At 40.3% G+C, this 17156-nt stretch carries 16 protein-coding genes; 15 read left to right on the top strand and 1 reads right to left on the bottom strand.

The genetic code is table 11. From position 1 onward, the window contains the following. The first annotated feature begins 17 nt into the window (after positions 1–17). From ruvB to ispG, 15 genes are all read left to right on the top strand, one after another. Positions 18–1043, top strand: coding sequence for a Holliday junction branch migration DNA helicase RuvB (ruvB, locus tag FAX86_RS12910; protein ID WP_144393826.1), 1026 nt, complete (start codon positions 18–20; stop codon positions 1041–1043). 232 nt (positions 1044–1275) lie between these two features. Continuing rightward, positions 1276–1683: a tol-pal system-associated acyl-CoA thioesterase gene (gene ybgC, locus FAX86_RS12905; protein ID WP_144393825.1), complete on the top strand. Its 408-nt coding sequence runs from the start codon at positions 1276–1278 to the stop codon at positions 1681–1683. Continuing rightward, positions 1673–2368: a protein TolQ gene (gene tolQ, locus FAX86_RS12900; protein WP_144393824.1), complete on the top strand. Its 696-nt coding sequence runs from the start codon at positions 1673–1675 to the stop codon at positions 2366–2368. Before ybgC ends, tolQ begins: the two co-directional genes overlap by 11 nt. Positions 2369–2371: 3 nt before the next feature. Continuing rightward, the gene (gene tolR, locus FAX86_RS12895) at positions 2372–2791 is read left to right on the top strand and encodes a protein TolR (protein ID WP_144393823.1); all 420 of its coding nucleotides are present in this window, start codon (positions 2372–2374) and stop codon (positions 2789–2791) included. Positions 2792–2804: 13 nt separating this feature from the next. Then, positions 2805–3599 (top strand): cell envelope integrity TolA family protein, encoded by a 795-nt coding sequence (locus FAX86_RS12890; protein WP_144393822.1) that lies wholly within the window; start codon positions 2805–2807, stop codon positions 3597–3599. Further along, a complete protein-coding gene (gene tolB / locus FAX86_RS12885; RefSeq protein ID WP_246128594.1) occupies positions 3587–4945 on the top strand; it encodes a Tol-Pal system beta propeller repeat protein TolB in 1359 nt (452 codons plus the stop codon). Before FAX86_RS12890 ends, tolB begins: the two co-directional genes overlap by 13 nt. Positions 4946–4983: 38 nt before the next feature. Further along, a complete protein-coding gene (gene pal, locus FAX86_RS12880; RefSeq protein WP_144393821.1) occupies positions 4984–5502 on the top strand; it encodes a peptidoglycan-associated lipoprotein Pal in 519 nt (172 codons plus the stop codon). Next, positions 5492–6253, top strand: a complete 762-nt coding sequence (ybgF, locus tag FAX86_RS12875) for a tol-pal system protein YbgF (RefSeq protein ID WP_144393820.1) — start codon at positions 5492–5494, stop codon at positions 6251–6253. Before pal ends, ybgF begins: the two co-directional genes overlap by 11 nt. A gap of 118 nt (positions 6254–6371) precedes the next feature. Beyond that, positions 6372–7016, top strand: a complete 645-nt coding sequence (queE, locus tag FAX86_RS12870) for a 7-carboxy-7-deazaguanine synthase QueE (protein ID WP_144393819.1) — start codon at positions 6372–6374, stop codon at positions 7014–7016. A 46-nt stretch (positions 7017–7062) separates the two neighbouring features. Further along, complete coding sequence (gene queC / locus FAX86_RS12865; RefSeq protein ID WP_205859209.1) at positions 7063–7734, top strand: 7-cyano-7-deazaguanine synthase QueC; 672 nt, start codon at positions 7063–7065, stop codon at positions 7732–7734. Between the two features lie 145 nt (positions 7735–7879). Further along, positions 7880–8311 (top strand): nucleoside-diphosphate kinase, encoded by a 432-nt coding sequence (gene ndk / locus FAX86_RS12860; protein ID WP_144393817.1) that lies wholly within the window; start codon positions 7880–7882, stop codon positions 8309–8311. A 144-nt stretch (positions 8312–8455) separates the two neighbouring features. Beyond that, positions 8456–9565 carry a dual-specificity RNA methyltransferase RlmN gene (rlmN, locus tag FAX86_RS12855; protein ID WP_144393816.1) on the top strand — a complete coding sequence of 370 codons (1110 nt, stop codon included), beginning with the start codon at positions 8456–8458 and terminating at the stop codon, positions 9563–9565. A gap of 4 nt (positions 9566–9569) precedes the next feature. Further along, positions 9570–10367 (top strand): type IV pilus biogenesis/stability protein PilW, encoded by a 798-nt coding sequence (gene pilW, locus FAX86_RS12850; protein WP_144393815.1) that lies wholly within the window; start codon positions 9570–9572, stop codon positions 10365–10367. Continuing rightward, complete coding sequence (locus FAX86_RS12845) at positions 10358–11374, top strand: RodZ domain-containing protein (RefSeq protein WP_144393814.1); 1017 nt, start codon at positions 10358–10360, stop codon at positions 11372–11374. Before pilW ends, FAX86_RS12845 begins: the two co-directional genes overlap by 10 nt. Before the next feature lie 23 nt (positions 11375–11397). Then, positions 11398–12528 carry a flavodoxin-dependent (E)-4-hydroxy-3-methylbut-2-enyl-diphosphate synthase gene (ispG, locus tag FAX86_RS12840; RefSeq protein ID WP_144393813.1) on the top strand — a complete coding sequence of 377 codons (1131 nt, stop codon included), beginning with the start codon at positions 11398–11400 and terminating at the stop codon, positions 12526–12528. A gap of 21 nt (positions 12529–12549) precedes the next feature. Here ispG and FAX86_RS12835 read toward each other — a convergent pair whose 3' ends face one another. Then, entirely contained in the window at positions 12550–17061 is a 4512-nt protein-coding gene (locus FAX86_RS12835; protein ID WP_144393812.1) for an EAL domain-containing protein, read from the bottom strand. Between the last annotated feature and the right edge of the window lie 95 nt (positions 17062–17156).

The raw sequence follows: 17156 nt of genomic DNA, 5'->3' as shown, positions 1-17156 counted from the left end.
AATAGTTAGGATTAGGCATGATCGAAGAAGATCGAATTATCGCTGGTGGTACACAGACTCAAGAAGAAGATCGATTTGATCGGGCAATTCGTCCGACCAAATTAGCTGATTATGTCGGGCAGCCGCAAGTTAAAGAACAGATGGAAATATTTTTGCAGGCATCGAAGGCTCGTAATGATGCTTTGGATCACGTGCTTATATTTGGTCCTCCCGGATTGGGGAAGACAACTTTAGCTAATATTATTGCCAATGAAATGGGCGTGGCGATTAAATACACATCTGGGCCGGTACTTGAAAAAGCGGGAGATCTTGCTGCGCTGTTAACTAATCTTGAAGAAAACGATGTGTTGTTTATTGATGAAATACATCGTTTAAGTCCAATGGTTGAAGAAATTTTATATCCAGCAATGGAAGATTATCAAATTGACATCATGATCGGTGAGGGACCTGCAGCGCGGTCCATAAAGCTTGATCTTCCCCCGTTTACTTTGGTTGGAGCAACAACGCGGGCTGGGTTATTAACCTCCCCGCTTCGTGATCGTTTCGGTATTGTGCAGCGATTGGAGTTTTACAATGTTGATGATTTGACCAATATTGTTATGCGAAGTGCTTCAATTTTAGGGCTTAAGGCAGAGCAGCAAGGTGCTAAAGAAGTCGCACGTCGCTCGCGAGGAACGCCGCGTATCGCCAATCGATTATTGCGCCGAGTTCGTGATTATGCCGAAGTCAAAGCCGATGGTGTTATTTCAAACGATTGTGCTGCTAGAGCTTTGGATATGCTTGAAGTGGATCAGCAGGGCTTTGATACCATGGACCGTAAATTGTTGCTGGCTATTATTGATAAGTTTTCAGGTGGACCTGTGGGACTGGATTCTCTTGCTGCTGCGATTGGAGAAGAACGAGATACCATTGGCGATGTGATTGAACCCTATCTTATCCAGCAAGGCTATATTCAGCGCACGCCAAGAGGACGAATCGCAACTGCGCGAGCATATCAACATTTCGACATTGTGCCCAATCAGTCTGACTTATTGGGCGAATGATGTAACTATGACAGGTTCATGACAATTCCACTTAAGTAATTTGATTTAATAAACTTAATGTGAATGAGATGAATTTGGTTTGCTTTTGAAGCGATTCACACATTTATAAACGATTTTGTGGTTTCATTGCGTTGTGGAAATTGGTTATAGTTGGGCGAGTTAAAAGTGCGTCCTAGGTGGCTTGATGTCATTCGACGCAATGAATTCAAACTAGAATAACCGTGGTATTTTAATGGAATTTATTTTTCCGGTCAGAGTCTACTATGAAGACACCGATGTTGCAGGTGTTGTTTACTACGCAAACTATTTAAAATTTATGGAGCGTGGCAGGACCGAATGGCTTCGTTCGTTTGGTGCTGATCAAGATGTTTTAATAGAACAGGATATCGCGTTTGCGGTCAGAAAAGCTGAAGTTGATTATTACAAACCGGCACGCTTTAATGATGCGCTGGATGTCATTTCAACTGTTACCGAATCGAAAGGTGCCAGTGTTATTTTTCACCAAAAAATTTGTCGACAAGATGCTCATCAAACCGTTTTGTGCGAAGGCGTTATAAAAGTGGTTTGTGTGACTATGAGTACGATGCGACCGCGAGCGATCCCATCGTCATTACTTGAGGAATTGAAACGTGACGCATAATCAGTTATCTGTTTTTGATCTGTTTGTAAATGCAAGTTTAATTGTTCAGTTGATTATGTTGACTTTGGTCATTCTTTCATTTGTTTCCTGGGGAATGATTATTGATCGATTTCGTACATTAAAATTGGCGACGGTCTCGAGTAAAAAGTTTGAAGACAAATTTTGGTCAGGTATTGATTTGAGCAAACTTTATAACGAACTGGGCGCGAGACGAGTACCACCAAGTGGTATGGAACTGGTGTTCATGTCGGGATATCGTGAATTTGTTCGTTTGCGTAATCAAAAAGGTACCAGTCCTGGGGCGGTGATGGAAGGTGCACACAGAGCAATGCGTGTCGCACATTCGCGTGAAATCGATAAATTGGAAACGAATTTGTCATTTTTAGCGACAGTTGGATCGACAACGCCATATATTGGATTGCTTGGAACGGTTTGGGGAATTATGAATTCTTTCATTGCTCTTGGCTCTGTGAAACAAGCAACGCTTGCAATGGTCGCTCCTGGTATTGCCGAAGCATTGATTGCAACTGCAATGGGACTATTCGCTGCCATTCCTGCAGTCATCGCGTATAACAAATTTAATCACTCTGTTCAAAAAGTGGAAAATCAGTTTGATAATTTTGTCGAAGAGTTTTCAGGCATTCTTCATCGTAAAGCTCATAGTGCTGCAGTAGCCGGAGCTTAATCAATGAAGCCTAACCGAAGAAAACCAATGGCAGAGATCAATGTCGTTCCATACATTGATGTAATGTTAGTACTGTTAGTTATTTTTATGATAACAGCGCCCTTGATTACTGCCGGGGTTAATGTTGATTTGCCAGAGGCCGATGCTGACCCAATTTCTGCCGATGAAGAATTACCATTAATTGCCAGTATTGATGCCAGCGGTAACTTTTATTTATCGGTGGGAGCGAATCCTGATCAATCTTTGGAAGCTCATGAGGTGGTTGCATTAGTTGCAGAACATCGAGAGAAAAATCCAAAATCGATGATATTAATTAATGCGGATAAAAATGTTTCTCATGGCCAGGTTGTAAACTTGATGAGTATGCTGCAAAAAGAAGCGGGTATTGCTAATGTTGGCATAATGACTGAGCCTGCAGGATAGTTGGGATAGTAAGTTGAGTAAACGACTCGTTATCTCTCTTGTATTTTCTGGTGTCGGTCATGTAATCGCGCTAGCCATTTTATGGCTCAACTTTTCGTTTGATAGAATTGATGTTTCAAAAGAGAAGGTTGCTCCCAATATTAATGCGATTGCTGTAGATGGTGAAGCGATTCGCAAAAAAATTGAGCAGCAGAAGAGTAAGCAACGCCCAAAAAGACAGCCAGAGCGAAAGAATAATGACAATGTTAAAAAAATTAAAGATGGAGAACGGCAAAAAAAGATAAAGGCAGAGCAAGATCGCAAAAAGAAGATCGCTCTAGAAAAAGAAAGAAAACGTAAGTTAGCAGAAAAAAAGAAAAGAGAAAAAGAACTTGCGGAAAAAAAGCGACGCGAAGCTGAGCGAAAGAAAAAAGAGTTGGCTGAGAAAAAACGAAAAGAAGAGTTAGAAAAACAACGACAGCTTGAAGAGCAATTGTTGGCAGAACAAATGGCTGAAGAACAGCAGGTAATGGCCGCAAAGAGACAAGCAATCATGTCGGAAGTAGATATTTATACAACTCGTATAAGAAGTAAAATTGAGCGATATTTTAACAAGCCAGAAATTCCAGGCGTATGTCGATCTAAATTAAGGCTTTCTCCAGGTGGGCTTGTTATTGACATATCCGGAACAACTGGAGATCGAATCACTTGTAATGCTTCTATTTTGGCTATTAAAAAGGCAGAACCTCTGCCAGTTCCTAGTGATCCAGAAGTACTGGATGTTATTAGGAATATAAATTTGTGCTTGGGAGATTTATGCGAGCAGTAATTAGTATGATTAAAAACAAAGTAGTTTTCTTATTTCTGGCTATTGTGTGTGGTTTTGCTAATGCAGAAATAGATATTGTTATTACAGAGGGAATGAGTTTTGCTCGTCCGATCGCTGTTGTTCCATTTCAGTATGAAGGTTTGGCAGAGCAACCACCGCACGATATGTCGACTATTATCGCGGCTGATTTAAGACGCAGTGGACGATTTAATCCTATGGCGTTAAGCGATTTACCTGAACAACCTACGCGTTACGAAGATGTTAATTTAGATAAATGGAAAGATGAAGGTATTGAAGCGGTAGTCGTTGGTAAGATTGAACAAAAGACACCGGGGCAGTTTACCGTTACCTATCAATTAATTGATGTGTTTAAACCAAAACAAACGTTAATTGATGGTGAATTAGTTTCAACAAACGATTATGTTTTGTTAGATAAAATTGGGAGCACTAACGACAAAAACTTTCGTTTTTACTCTCACCAGGTTGCCGACAATATTTATGAAGCTTTAACGGGCCAAAAAGGTGCATTCGCAACTCGAGTAGCTTACGTTACTGTCGATCGTTCTTTGCCACAACCTTATCAACTCTATATGGCAGATTCTGATGGATATAATCCGATTAGAATTTATTCCAGTACCGAAGCGATTATGTCACCAACTTGGTCGCCCGATGGTAAATCTTTAGCCTATGTTTCATTTGAAAATGGTCGTTCAGAGATTTACTTGCAACAAATTTATACCGGACAACGAAAAATGATCGCGGCATTTCCTGGCATTAATAGTGCGCCTGAATTTTCACCAGATGGTTCTAAATTAGCGTTAACATTATCAAAAGATGGAAATGCCGAGTTGTATGTTCTAGATTTAGATACAAGAAAATATCGTAGGTTGACTCGTACAGGTGTTAATGTGATCGATACTGAACCATCTTTTTCGCCCGATGGACAACATTTAGTCTTTACGTCGGATCGAGGTGGGCGCCCACAAATTTATCGTATCTCAATTCACGGTGGTCGAGCAGAGCGGATAACATTTGAAGGCGAGTATAATGCAAGTGCCAACTATACACCGGATGGAAAAAGCATTATTCTCGTAAATAGAACCAATGGTGTGTACCACATCGCAAAACAGGATGTAGAATCTGGTATTATGCAGGTACTCACAGATACAATGCTGGATGAATCTCCTAGTTTAGCTCCGAATGGAAGCATGGTAATCTATGCTACGATTCATAATGGTCGGCAAGTGCTCGCGGCTGTTTCGACTGATGGACGATTCAAAGCAAGATTACCCGCTAAACGTGGTGAAGTTAAAGCACCCGCATGGTCGCCATTTTTAGTAAAATAGTTTAACTTTATAGATAAAAAACAATAGGAGCATTAAAAATGTCAATCAAAGGTTTGGGGAAAAGCCTCACCATATTCTTAGCATCCTTGCTTATGTTTGCTTGTGCATCTAACACTGAAGATCAAGGTCCAACAGAAACAGTTGTGGATCAAAATGATACTGAAGTAGTAGAAGACACTGGTCCAAGTCAAGAAGAACTAGAACGTCAAGCGAATGAAGCTGCGCGTCAAGTGCGTACAATTTATTTCGATTTTGATGACTCAACGGTTAAAGCGAAATTCCAAGATTTACTTCGTGCGCATGCTTGGTACTTAAGCCGTAATCCTGGTGTTCAAGTAACCATCGAAGGTCATTGTGATGAGCGCGGAACACCTGAGTACAACTTAGCGTTAGGTGAGCGTCGTGGAAACTCTGTAAAAGATATCTTAATCAGTTACGGTGTGAACTCTTCGCAAATCCGTACGGTAAGTTACGGTGAAGAGAAGCCAGCGAATCCAGCGCATAACGAAGAAGCTTGGGAAGAAAATCGTCGAGCTATTCTAGATTATGAAGGCTAATTATTCTCGTTTATTGAGAAAGACAGCACTGTTTACAGTGCTGTCTGTGTTTTCGGCGGTTGGTTTTTCGCAATCGGTTGAAGAGCGTTTAGAACGATTGGAACAAATGGCTGAATCTCGCGGTCAATTGCAAGCTGACGTCATGTTTCAAATCAACGCGATTCAGGAAGAGCTGCAAAATCTTCGTGGTCAGGTTGAAGAACATGAATATAAGCTTAAGCAGCTTCAAGATCGTCAACGAGATTTGTACAAAGACATTGAGCGACGTCTGTCTCAACTCCAAAATATGGGGCAAGTATCCTCCTCAAGTTCGAGTGACTCTTCTGAATCATCAGATAGTAGTTCAAATCTATCATCCATAAAAAGTGATGATGTGCATGGCGCTTACCAAGAAATTTTTTCGAAAGTAAGAGCAAAAAAATATGCTGAAGCAGTAACGGAATATAAAGCTTTTTTGACTCAATACCCGAACAGTCAGTACGAAGCCAGTGTTCATTATTGGCTCGGGCAGATTTATTTCATTCAACAAAACTTGGATGCAGCATTAAATGAGTACAAAATTGTCACGTCAAAACATGGCAATTCTTCGCGAGCTCCTGATGCAATGGTTAAGCAAGGCAAAGTATTGGTGTTGCAGAATAAGCTTGATGAAGCGAAAGCGATTTTCAATAAAGTCATTGAAAATTACAGCGGTGCTCCTCAGCAATTAGCCAAAAATGAGCTTCAGAAACTGAAAAATAGTAATCGATAATCAGTTACCGCGTTAGATACTATAGAAAACCCGCCAATGGCGGGTTTTTTTACTGCTTTACCACAGACTCTCAAATCATTAGAATGTGCGCCCTATTTGATTAAACTTTATTCATACTGTGGCTCGACTTCGTATAACAGAAATATTTTATTCTCTTCAAGGGGAGACCCGGACACTCGGGCTTCCAACGGTATTTGTGCGTCTGACAGGATGTCCGTTGCGGTGCCATTATTGCGACACGGAATATGCCTTTACTGGCGGAGAGTATCAATCGATTGACAGTATTCTTGAGGAGGTATCAAAGTACAATCCTCGCTATGTTACTGTGACGGGCGGTGAGCCTTTAGCTCAAAAAACGAACTGTGAGCTGTTGTTGAGTCAATTGTGTGACGCCGGATATTCTGTTTCGATAGAAACGAGCGGCGCAATGGATATAAGTCAGGTCGATGAGAGAGTTAATGTTGTCTTAGACTTAAAAACCCCAGACTCGGGCGAAATGTCGAAAAATTTATGGGATAACATTGCACACATTAAGACGACGGATGAAATTAAATTTGTGATTTGCTCTCGTAAAGATTACGACTGGGCAAGAATGAAAATTTCTGAATTAAATTTGGATGAAAAAGCTGAGCTTTTATTTTCGCCTTCCTTTGGGCAGCAAAATGCAACTCAGTTGGCAGACTGGATTATAGCCGACAACTTGCCCGTTAGATTTCAATTACAGCTTCACAAAATACTTTGGAATGATGAGCCAGGGCACTAAATAAAAGCCTGATGTTATTTGCCTTAATTTAAGCGAGTCGATGAGAATGAAAAAAGCCATTGTTTTGTTATCCGGCGGTCTAGATTCAACTACCTGTTTGGCTGTAGCCAGAGAGCAAGGTTACCAATTGTTTGCGCTTAGTTTTTCTTATGGTCAGAAGCACAGTGCAGAACTGGAAGCGGCAAAAAAATTGGCAACCGATTTTAATGTTAAGTCGCATCGAATTATTCCAATTGATTTGGCTGGATTTGGCGGTTCTGCTTTAACCGATGACTCTATCGATGTTCCCACCGATGGGACTGAGGGCATTCCTGTCACTTATGTACCGGCACGTAATACTGTTTTTTTATCAATTGGGTTAGCCTGGGCTGAAGTAATCGCTGCTGACGCAATATTCGCGGGCGTCAATGCAGTCGACTATTCTGGCTACCCAGATTGCCGACCTGAATATATTAATGCATTCCAGAAGATGGCTGACTTGGCGACAAAAGCGGGAATTGAGGGGCATGGTCCTAAAATAGAAACGCCACTTATTGATAAAACGAAAGTTGATATTATCCGCTGGGGTCATCAGTTGGGTGTGGATTATTCAAAAACCGTATCTTGTTATCAGGCAAATAGCGATGGTGCCGCATGTGGTTTGTGCGATAGCTGCAAAATTCGCAGTAAGGCTTTTGCAGAGGCCGGAATTTCAGACCCAACAATATATTGCGTGTAAGCTTGGTCAGAAGTAGGTTTTTTAGGCAACCCCATGTATAATGTGCCGCCGAATTTGTAGAGCGGTTTTAAAGCCTGATAAAGCTTAGAAATTACTCTAGTAAAAACTAATAACTCATTGAAATAAATACCATTTGGAGAATTAAATGGCCGTTGAACGTACGTTTTCTATTGTTAAGCCTGATGCCGTTGCTAAAAATGTAATTGGTGAAATTTATAGCCGTTTTGAACGTGCAGGATTAAAAATTATTGCTTCAAAAATGATGCATTTATCAAAAGAAAAAGCGGAAGGTTTCTACGCTGAGCATAAAGAGCGTCCTTTTTTCGGTGCTTTAGTTGAGTTTATGACTTCTGGTCCGGTTATGGTTCAGGTTCTTGAAGGTGAGAATGCAATCAAAGCAAATCGTGAAATAATGGGTGCTACTAACCCTGCAGACGCTGCTCGTGGTACACTTCGTGCCGATTATGCGGTTACTGTTGATGAAAATGCCGTTCATGGGTCAGATTCTCCAGAATCAGCAGCTCGTGAGATTGAGTATTTCTTCTCTTCAGACGAGATTTGCCCTCGTACTCGCTAATCCCTCTGAGATATTTTCAAGCCTTTTTCGACTCAGTCGTCTTCGGAAAAGGCTTTTCTCTACAGACGACTGCTAAACTTTATCTTTGTTAGCTTGTCCTAATAAGTCATGCGACAAGCAGAAGATCGCTAAAAGGTGACTGTAATGAGTAACGAAAAAGTGAATTTACTCAACCTGAATCGCGATGGAATGACCCAGTTTTTTGTCGAAATGGGCGAAAAACCTTTCCGTGCTACTCAGGTTATGAAATGGATCCACCACATGGGCGTGGATGATTTTGATGAAATGACAAACTTGAGTAAAGCATTGCGCGCGAAACTTAAAGAAGAGGCTTATGTTCAAGGGCCAGAAGCTATTGCTGAGCAAATCTCAGATGATGGCACAATTAAGTGGGCTCTTAGTCTGAATGGCGGTCAAGCCATAGAAACTGTCTTTATTCCAGAAAAAGGTCGCGGAACCCTGTGTGTTTCTTCGCAGATAGGGTGCGCTTTGGAGTGCAGCTTTTGTTCCACTGCTCAACAGGGATTTAATCGTAATTTATCAGTTGCTGAGATAATTGGTCAGGTTTGGTATGCGGTTAAAAAATTGGGCAGCCAGAAATTAACCGGTGAACGCCGTGTATCTAACGTTGTTATGATGGGAATGGGTGAGCCGCTGCTTAATTTCGATGCATCCGTTAAAGCGATGGATATTATGATGGATGATTTGGGCTACGGTTTATCAAAGCGGCGCGTGACCGTAAGTACTTCAGGTGTGGTGCCGGCTCTCGATAAGTTAGCTGATCATATTGATGTTGCACTTGCTCTGTCATTGCATGCTCCCAACAATCCCCTGAGAGATGAATTAGTTCCACTTAATAAAAAGTATCCAATTGAAGTGTTAATGCCCTCGGTTAAGCGATATTTAGAACGATCAAAAGCGTCTGAAAAGGTGACGATCGAATACGTTATGATAAAAGATGTGAACGATAGCCCAGAGCACGCTCGTGAATTATCTAAGTTATTGAAAGATGTGCCAAGTAAGGTAAACTTGATACCGTTCAACCCGTTTCCGCAGACGCAATACGAAACGTCTTCGCAACGTACGATAGATCGTTTTACTCAAATACTGTGCGATAACAAATTCACAGTAATCACTCGTCGTACGCGTGGTGATGATATCGACGCGGCTTGTGGTCAGTTGGTGGGTAAGGTGAACGATAAAACAAAGAGAAAGCTTCGCAAAGAAATCCCGGTGCAACAAATAGCAGGGTAGATATATGACAAGAAAGACTGTTTTGATGGTGTTAATCGTCTTGGGTCTGGTTGCTGGGTGTACAACACACTCAACCCAGAATATTTCCAATTACGAGGGACAATCGACGGTTGTTAATCGATTCGATGAAAGCCGTGCTGCAGAAAGCCGAGTTCAGGCTGCGCAGCGCTATTTGCAGCAAAATAGTCTTCAGCGAGCTAAATATCATCTAGATAAAGCTGCTGAACATGATGATGACTTACCTAGCTTGCATTTTACTCTTGGTTACTATTATCAAATGGCTCGCGATTATGAGCAAGCGGATGATTCATTTAAACGAGCATTGCGCCTGGACTCCAAAAATCCTGAGTTTAAAAACGCTTATGCGCAGTTTTTATGCCAACGCGGCAAATATGATGATGCAATGGAGTATTTCAAAGAGGCGATAGATACACCAACTTATACCAATATTTCTCAGGCGTATGTCAATGCAGGCCGTTGTTTACGCACTCAAGACAAAAATAAAGAAGCAATTGATTATTTTCGACGTGCGTTGAATATTAATAGTGAATTGCCAACTGCTTTAATTGAGATGGCTCAGTATGAATATGACCAAGAAAGATTCGAGCGAGCGGTAAGATACATAAAGCGATATCGTGATGTTGCAAGGCATATTCCCCGAACTTTATGGTTAGCACTCAGAGCTGAGCATAAATTGGGAAATCGAGACGCAGTTGCCAGTTATGCGTTGCAGCTTGAAAATCTTTATCCAGACTCAAGAGAGACTCTGGAGTATTTGGACTCGCGTGAACAATGGCAGTAGAACAAGCCATCGATACAGCAACCAAACTAGAGTTTGGTGAGCAATTTAAAGCAGCCCGTTCTGCTCATAAGCTGACGATCGAAGATGCCGCAAAGAAATTAAATTTGCCGGTTGCTCGAATTATAGAAATAGAAGAGTGTAATTTTGATGCAAGCATTTCTGCTGCATTTTATCGTGGTTATATACGTTCTTACGCTTCTCTTTTACATTTGGAACCTGACGTTATTGTTAATGCGTTTAATCAAGCCTCTCAAGGTGACACTGAAATAACGTCTCCTCAGCGACTGCAACCGTTTAGTGCAAGTCGAAATGAGGTAACAACCGGTTCAAAACTGTTTAAGTGGATTAGTTTAATCATAGTTTTGGTGATTATCCTGGTTGTTGGTTGGGGAATAAAACAAAAGTTTAGCGGTACAGACAGTTTGTCCAGTGAGTTGTTAGGTGAAAATGACTCGGTTGATGAAGAAGTCAATAACGAATCTTCAGCAACGCTAAGCTCATCATCTCAAGAGCAACAAGATGAGAGTTCCGAACTTGCTGCGCCTAAACGTGGTACTGAAGCAAGTTCATTTCCATTATCTGGAACGCAAAATCAAGCTACGGGAGAGGAAGTTCTTTCCGAGCAGCAAAGCAGCTCTGGCGTTTCAAAAATAGAAAATTTTTCCAACACCCAATCTGCAGCTCCAACTGAGGAAGATTCAAATCAATCGGAAGTTTTGCAACAAAATGAGTCAGGACAAGACACAACACAACAAGACACAATACAAGATCAAGATGAGTTGGTATTGGCATTTTCTGGTGATTGCTGGGTTAAGATCGAAGATGGAACTGGTCAGGTTTTAACACAAGACTTGATGAAAAGTGGTCGAACATTGAGATTGTCTGGGGTACCTCCTTTTAAAGTATTGTTAGGCGATCCGTCGGTTGTCAGTATGCAGCACAATCAGAATGAATTTGATTTAGCAAAATACAGTGCGGGCCAGGTTGCAAGGTTTAGCATTGATTAGTTTAGATATTTAAGAGTTTTATCATGAAAGGTTTGTCTTGGATTAAAAGACGTAAGTCGAAAAAAATTTGGGTTGGCAATGTTCCCATCGGCGGAGACGCGCCGATAGCTGTTCAGAGCATGACAAATACAGATACGTGTGATGTTAAGGCCACTCTGGGACAAATCAAATCTCTAGAGGATGCTGGTGCGGATGTTGTTCGTGTTTCGGTACCCACCATGGACGCAGCAGAAGCGTTTAAGTTGATTAAAGCACAAGCGAATATTCCGCTCATTGCAGATATTCATTTTGATTATCGAATTGCACTGAAAGTTGCTGAGTACGGCGTTGACTGCTTGCGCATAAATCCTGGAAATATTGGCAATGAAGAGCGGGTTAAAGCGGTTATTGACTGTGCAAAAGATAAAAATATTCCGATTCGAATTGGAGTTAATGCTGGTTCTTTGGAAAAGGATTTACAAGTTAAATATGGCGAACCGACGCCTGAGGCATTGGTGGAATCTGCAATGCGCCATATCGATATTCTAGAGCGTCACAATTTTGAAAATTATAAAATTAGTTTAAAAGCATCAGATGTTTTTATGACCGTCTCGGCTTATCGCATATTGGCCAGTCAAATTGAGCAGCCTTTGCACCTTGGTATTACCGAAGCGGGGGGACTTCGTTCGGGGTCAGTTAAGTCATCTGTAGGGTTGGGATTGCTATTATCTGAAGGTATCGGAGATACAATTCGAGTTTCTCTTGCTGCCGACCCAGTCGAAGAAATTAAAGTTGGGTTTGATATTTTAAAATCACTCGGATTGCGACAACGTGGAATCAATTTTATCGCCTGTCCCTCCTGTTCGCGTCAGCAATTTGATGTAATAAAAACGGTTAACGAGCTTGAGTCACGTTTGGAAGATGTTCGAGAGTCAATGGATGTCGCGATCATTGGTTGTGTTGTTAATGGTCCAGGAGAGGCGAAAGAAGCTGATATCGGTTTGACCGGTGGAAGTGGGCAGAGTTTACTCTATAAAGAAGGTGATAAAGATCATAAAATAAGTAACGAACAACTGGTCGACGAACTTGAAAAGGAAATTCGACAAAAAATTGCCGCTAGAGAAAGTGCTATACAAGATAAGACGCGACATCAAGAAGTGATAAAAGTCGGTTAAAGTTTGATTCAATAACAACAATTAAACATCAAATGTCTTTCTTTGAGCTTCAAGTGCTTCATCAGCAGGAAGTGGTTTTGAAAAATAATAGCCTTGAACATAATTGGCATTGAGCTTTTGAACGAATTTAAGTTGACCTTCTGTTTCTACGCCTTCGACGACTGTTTTTAGTTTCAAAGATTTTGACAGAGAAATAATCGTTTCTATTATCGCTTCACTTTCTGGTTGCTTACCAATTTGCCAAACAAAGTTTTGATCGACTTTAAGTTTATGAATAGGCAGTTCATGTAAATATTTAAGAGAGGAATAACCTGTACCAAAGTCATCTAAAGTTAGTTCAATGCCTAATTTTGCCAAGTCTCGAATAATCGGTAATGAGTTTTCAATATCTTCCATTAACAAATTCTCTGTCAGCTCAAACTCAATTTTCTTAGGGTCGATGCCCAATGAGCGAGTCTCTTTTTCCATAAAGTTAACAATCTCGTGATGCTTTAAGTGATGAGCAGACAAATTAATTGCAATACTTGAGTCATAACCTTTAGATTGCCAACGCTTTACTTCTTTTAACGCCATTCTTATAAATAATTCGGTTGCTGGTATTATAAGGCCCAAGTCCTCTAATACTGGAATAAATTGGTTGGGTGGAATTAGATCTCCTATCGGGGTTTCCCAACGAGCTAATGCTTCGAACCCAATGATCATTCCAGATTTTACATCTACTTGAGGCTGATACACGAGGAAGAACTCTTCGTTTTTCAAAGCTCGTCTTACTTGATTTTCCATTGATAGTTTATTTTGCGCTTCCTCATTCATGGTCGATTCAAAGAATTGAAAATTGTTTCTGCCAGAACCTTTGGCATGATACATTGCCATATCAGCATGTTTGAGCATTTCATCTGGAGACTTACCGTCATCTGGGTAAATTGAAATGCCGATACTTGGAGAGGTATTTATTTCATTTTTTGCTATGGTAAATCCTTTTCGCATTTTATTCAGAATGACATTGGCTATACGACTTGGAGTGTTGATACTTTTAATATCTTCAAGCATGACGACGAACTCATCTCCACCCAAACGGGCTGCTGTATCGTCTTCTCTAATTGATGATTTAAGAATACGCGCGACTTCGATTAACAATAAGTCACCGACCTCATGGCCTAATGTGTCATTGATTTTTTTAAATCGGTCGAGATCGATAAACATCACTGAAATTTTTTGTTTGCGACGATGGCTGTGTTCTATGGCATGAGTGATTCGGTCCATTAACAAAGCTCGATTAGGTAATCCGGTAAGCGGATCATAATTGGCTAATTTTTTTAATTCTTCTTGAGCCGCTTTTTGCTCACTGATATCAGTGACCGTAATAACGTATCGTTTTTCTCCATCTTTGTTTTTGAAACAGGTACCATTAATAATGACAGGTAATGGATCTCTATATTTTCGTAATATGTAACCTTCTGACTCGCACTGGTCGACACTTGATAGTTTATCTTTTAGAGATTGTAAAATAGATACTTTAGACTCGGGTTTAATTAAGCAGTCCATTGTTTTGTTGATGATCGTGGCTTTCTCTAGACCCGTGATTTGATAAAACGCATGGTTTACAGCGGTTATTTGATAGTATTCGTTAAGAATTATAATAATTTCTCGAGTATTGTCGAAAGCTTCAAAGAACAGCTGCATTTTATCTTCAATATCTTTGCGCTCGGTGATATCTGTAAAAGTACCTGTAATCCTGGCGGGCTTTCCTTGACTAGTTTTTTGCGCAACTCGAGCCAAATCTCTATACCAACGCCACTCACCATCGAGAGATTTCATACGATAACTGTGATTAAATGACTCTTTATTCGAACTTAAAAATTGCTGCCACTTTTCTTTAAAAGGTGTTGTATCATCTGGGTGAACGTATTCCAGTTTTTTATCGAAGCTTACTTGCAATTCATTTTCAGAAATGACCCCCTGAAGTCTCGGTTCATAAATATTGTCGGTTTCAGACTGCCAGTCCCACATTCCGCTATCGCTTCCTGATAGTGCAAGTTGAAGGCGCTCTTCACTCTGTGTGACTGCTTCGTGAGCTTCTAATAGAGCGATTTGTCTTTTTCTTTTCTGATAGTAAATTACGAATAATATGCTGCCAATGACAAGTGCATAGGCAATATATGCCCACATAGAAAACCATGGAGCGGGGAATACTCGAATTTTAATGTTTAAAGGGTTTGTTGGTAAGCCAGTTTGATAATCTAAGGCGATAATTTTAAGCGTGCTTTTTCCTGGATTAAGCTTGGGAAAAAAGAGCTCACTTTTGTTTGTAGTCGTTGGCTCTGTTTTTGAATCCCCCTCAATCCAATATTGATAACGAATTTGATTTCTCTTATTAAATATTAAAGCTGAAAACTTGACGTTTAAACCAAAATCATCATGAAAAACTTCATAAGTTAATTTTTCATGGGCTTTGTTTTCTGGTTTTGACAGTAAAGATATTTCGGTCAGCTCAACTTTTGGCTCAAAATCGCGTTTTGCATTTAACTTATCCAAATCAACTTGTACAATTCCTTTGGTTGTCGCGAGTAGTGCCGTATTATCTTCCAGTAACTGTGCAGTTCCACCCATAAACTCATCGGATGGAAAGCCATCTTTTCGATTAAAAAGTTGAGTAGAATAGTTTTTACTGTTTATTTTTATTAATCCATCATTACTTGTGCTCCAAACCACATTGTTTTTATCCTTAAACAAGTCGAGTAAATTATCGCTACCAAGGTCACTACCGGGCAAGAATTTAATTTCATTACCTGTCGACTCATCAATAATGTAAATACCTAGGCCATAGTAGCTTAGCCATATTTGGCCGTTTATTTTTAACATGCTTTGCGCATAAACTTTCCCAGCTTTCTCTTCAGGGACTTGATGAAGCTTGGTAATTGACTCTGTTGCTGGGTTGTAATAGTCCACTCGATTGTACGTTGATAAAAGTAATGGTTCACCTTCTTCATAGTCGTTTGCGTTGAGCACATTGAAATAGGGAGTCTCATCTTTTGCTGGTTTTAAGGCCTCAACTTCTTCAAAGGATTTACTATTTCTATCGTAAATAAACGCATTGCCTCTTTGCATTAAAAAGAGCTTGTCATCATTTAGCTTTGTCATGCCGTAGAATCTTGATTTAAACATTTCTTGTGCTTCGGGCGACATCAGCTCTTGTTTCTGAGACATGTTGGTCGGATCTAAAACTTTTGTGTCTGCTAATCTGGCGACCCAGTATTCATTATTGAATTTAACAACTTGAGTGATAGATTCTCTTCCATAGACTAGTTTTTCATCATCGTTTACAAAAAACATTTCGGTTTCTTGCGTTTCAATATTTAGCCTTGCTAGTCCATGTGTGGTACCAACAATAAATTCATTCTCTGATTCTTGGAATAGTTCCCAAGTGGAGTTACTCGGTAGAATTTTTTGTTTTCCACGTTCATTACTAATAAATTTCTTTATGCCGCTGGTAGGATTCCACATGAAAAATCCATCTTCACGGCTACTTAACCAGAGGTTGCCTTCGCGATCGACTTCTAGAGCGGTAATATCGTTGTCAAATACATTATAAGGCAGGTCAGAAAAGCGAAACTTAAATTTTAACTGTGTACCGTTTTGCAATTCGTACAGGCCATCATCAGTCGCTAACCATGTTTGATTATTTATTTCGACGATATCCCAAATGTTTCTGTTGGGTTCGATCTGTTCCGTTTTTATATCGTTGGATTTAGCAAGAGCTGAGGTTAGCTGATCAAAAGGGATTCGAGAAAGCCCTTCTACTGTACCGATGTAGAAGTAATCATTGGAAAGCCGGAATAATCCTTTGATATTGAGCTGGTCTCCTGATGGAGATTCCAGTGGCGAGTGTGATAGTTTTCTACCTTCTTTTGTTTCCGTATTGTACGTATAGAGACCGAGAGTGGTGCCAATTAATAAGTGTTGGTCAATTTTGTAGAGCGTTCTAATTGCAGAGCGCTCACCATCTTCACCAGCAATGACTTCTTTGAGTTCGGTTATTTTTTTGAACGATTTCGAAAGGTAGTCGTACTGAAATATTTCTCTTATGTTGGAAAGCCAGAGGAATTGACTATCTTCTAATGCAAAACTAAATCTCTCAAAACCACTGTTGTCTTCAGTCCGCTCAGGCAATTCGATTAGTTCAAAAGAGTGAGTTTCAGGCTCATAAATAAAGTTGTAATTGGGTTCGGCACTTATCCATAAACGATTGAGTTTATCTTGATGAAGTAACGTAATATTCTTTGAGTCGAGACTGTTGTTTGGACCTTCAATGACTTGAAATCGATAAGCATCAAATAAATTGAGACCTTCCTTTGTGCCAACCCAAAGATATCCTTTGTCATCTTGGAGTAGCCGCACCACCTCGCTTTGCGACAGGCCATCTTCGGTTGAAAAGTGCTCTAAATTTACCACGGTTCTTTGTGAACACAATGCTTGAAAGCTACACAGAGTGGTTAGTATTAAAGCAAAAATGCTGTAATTCATTGTTTTCATTTGTAAAATGGCCGGGTTCTATTGAGTATAGCAGTAGATTTTTGAGCTGCATGATTTCTGACTAATTGGGCATCGATTTGTCGCAAAAACACCTC

The organism is Pleionea sediminis (assembly GCF_007570825.1).
Classification (GTDB): domain Bacteria; phylum Pseudomonadota; class Gammaproteobacteria; order Enterobacterales; family Kangiellaceae; genus Pleionea; species Pleionea sediminis.
This window is presented reverse-complemented; position numbering and strand designations above follow the sequence as displayed.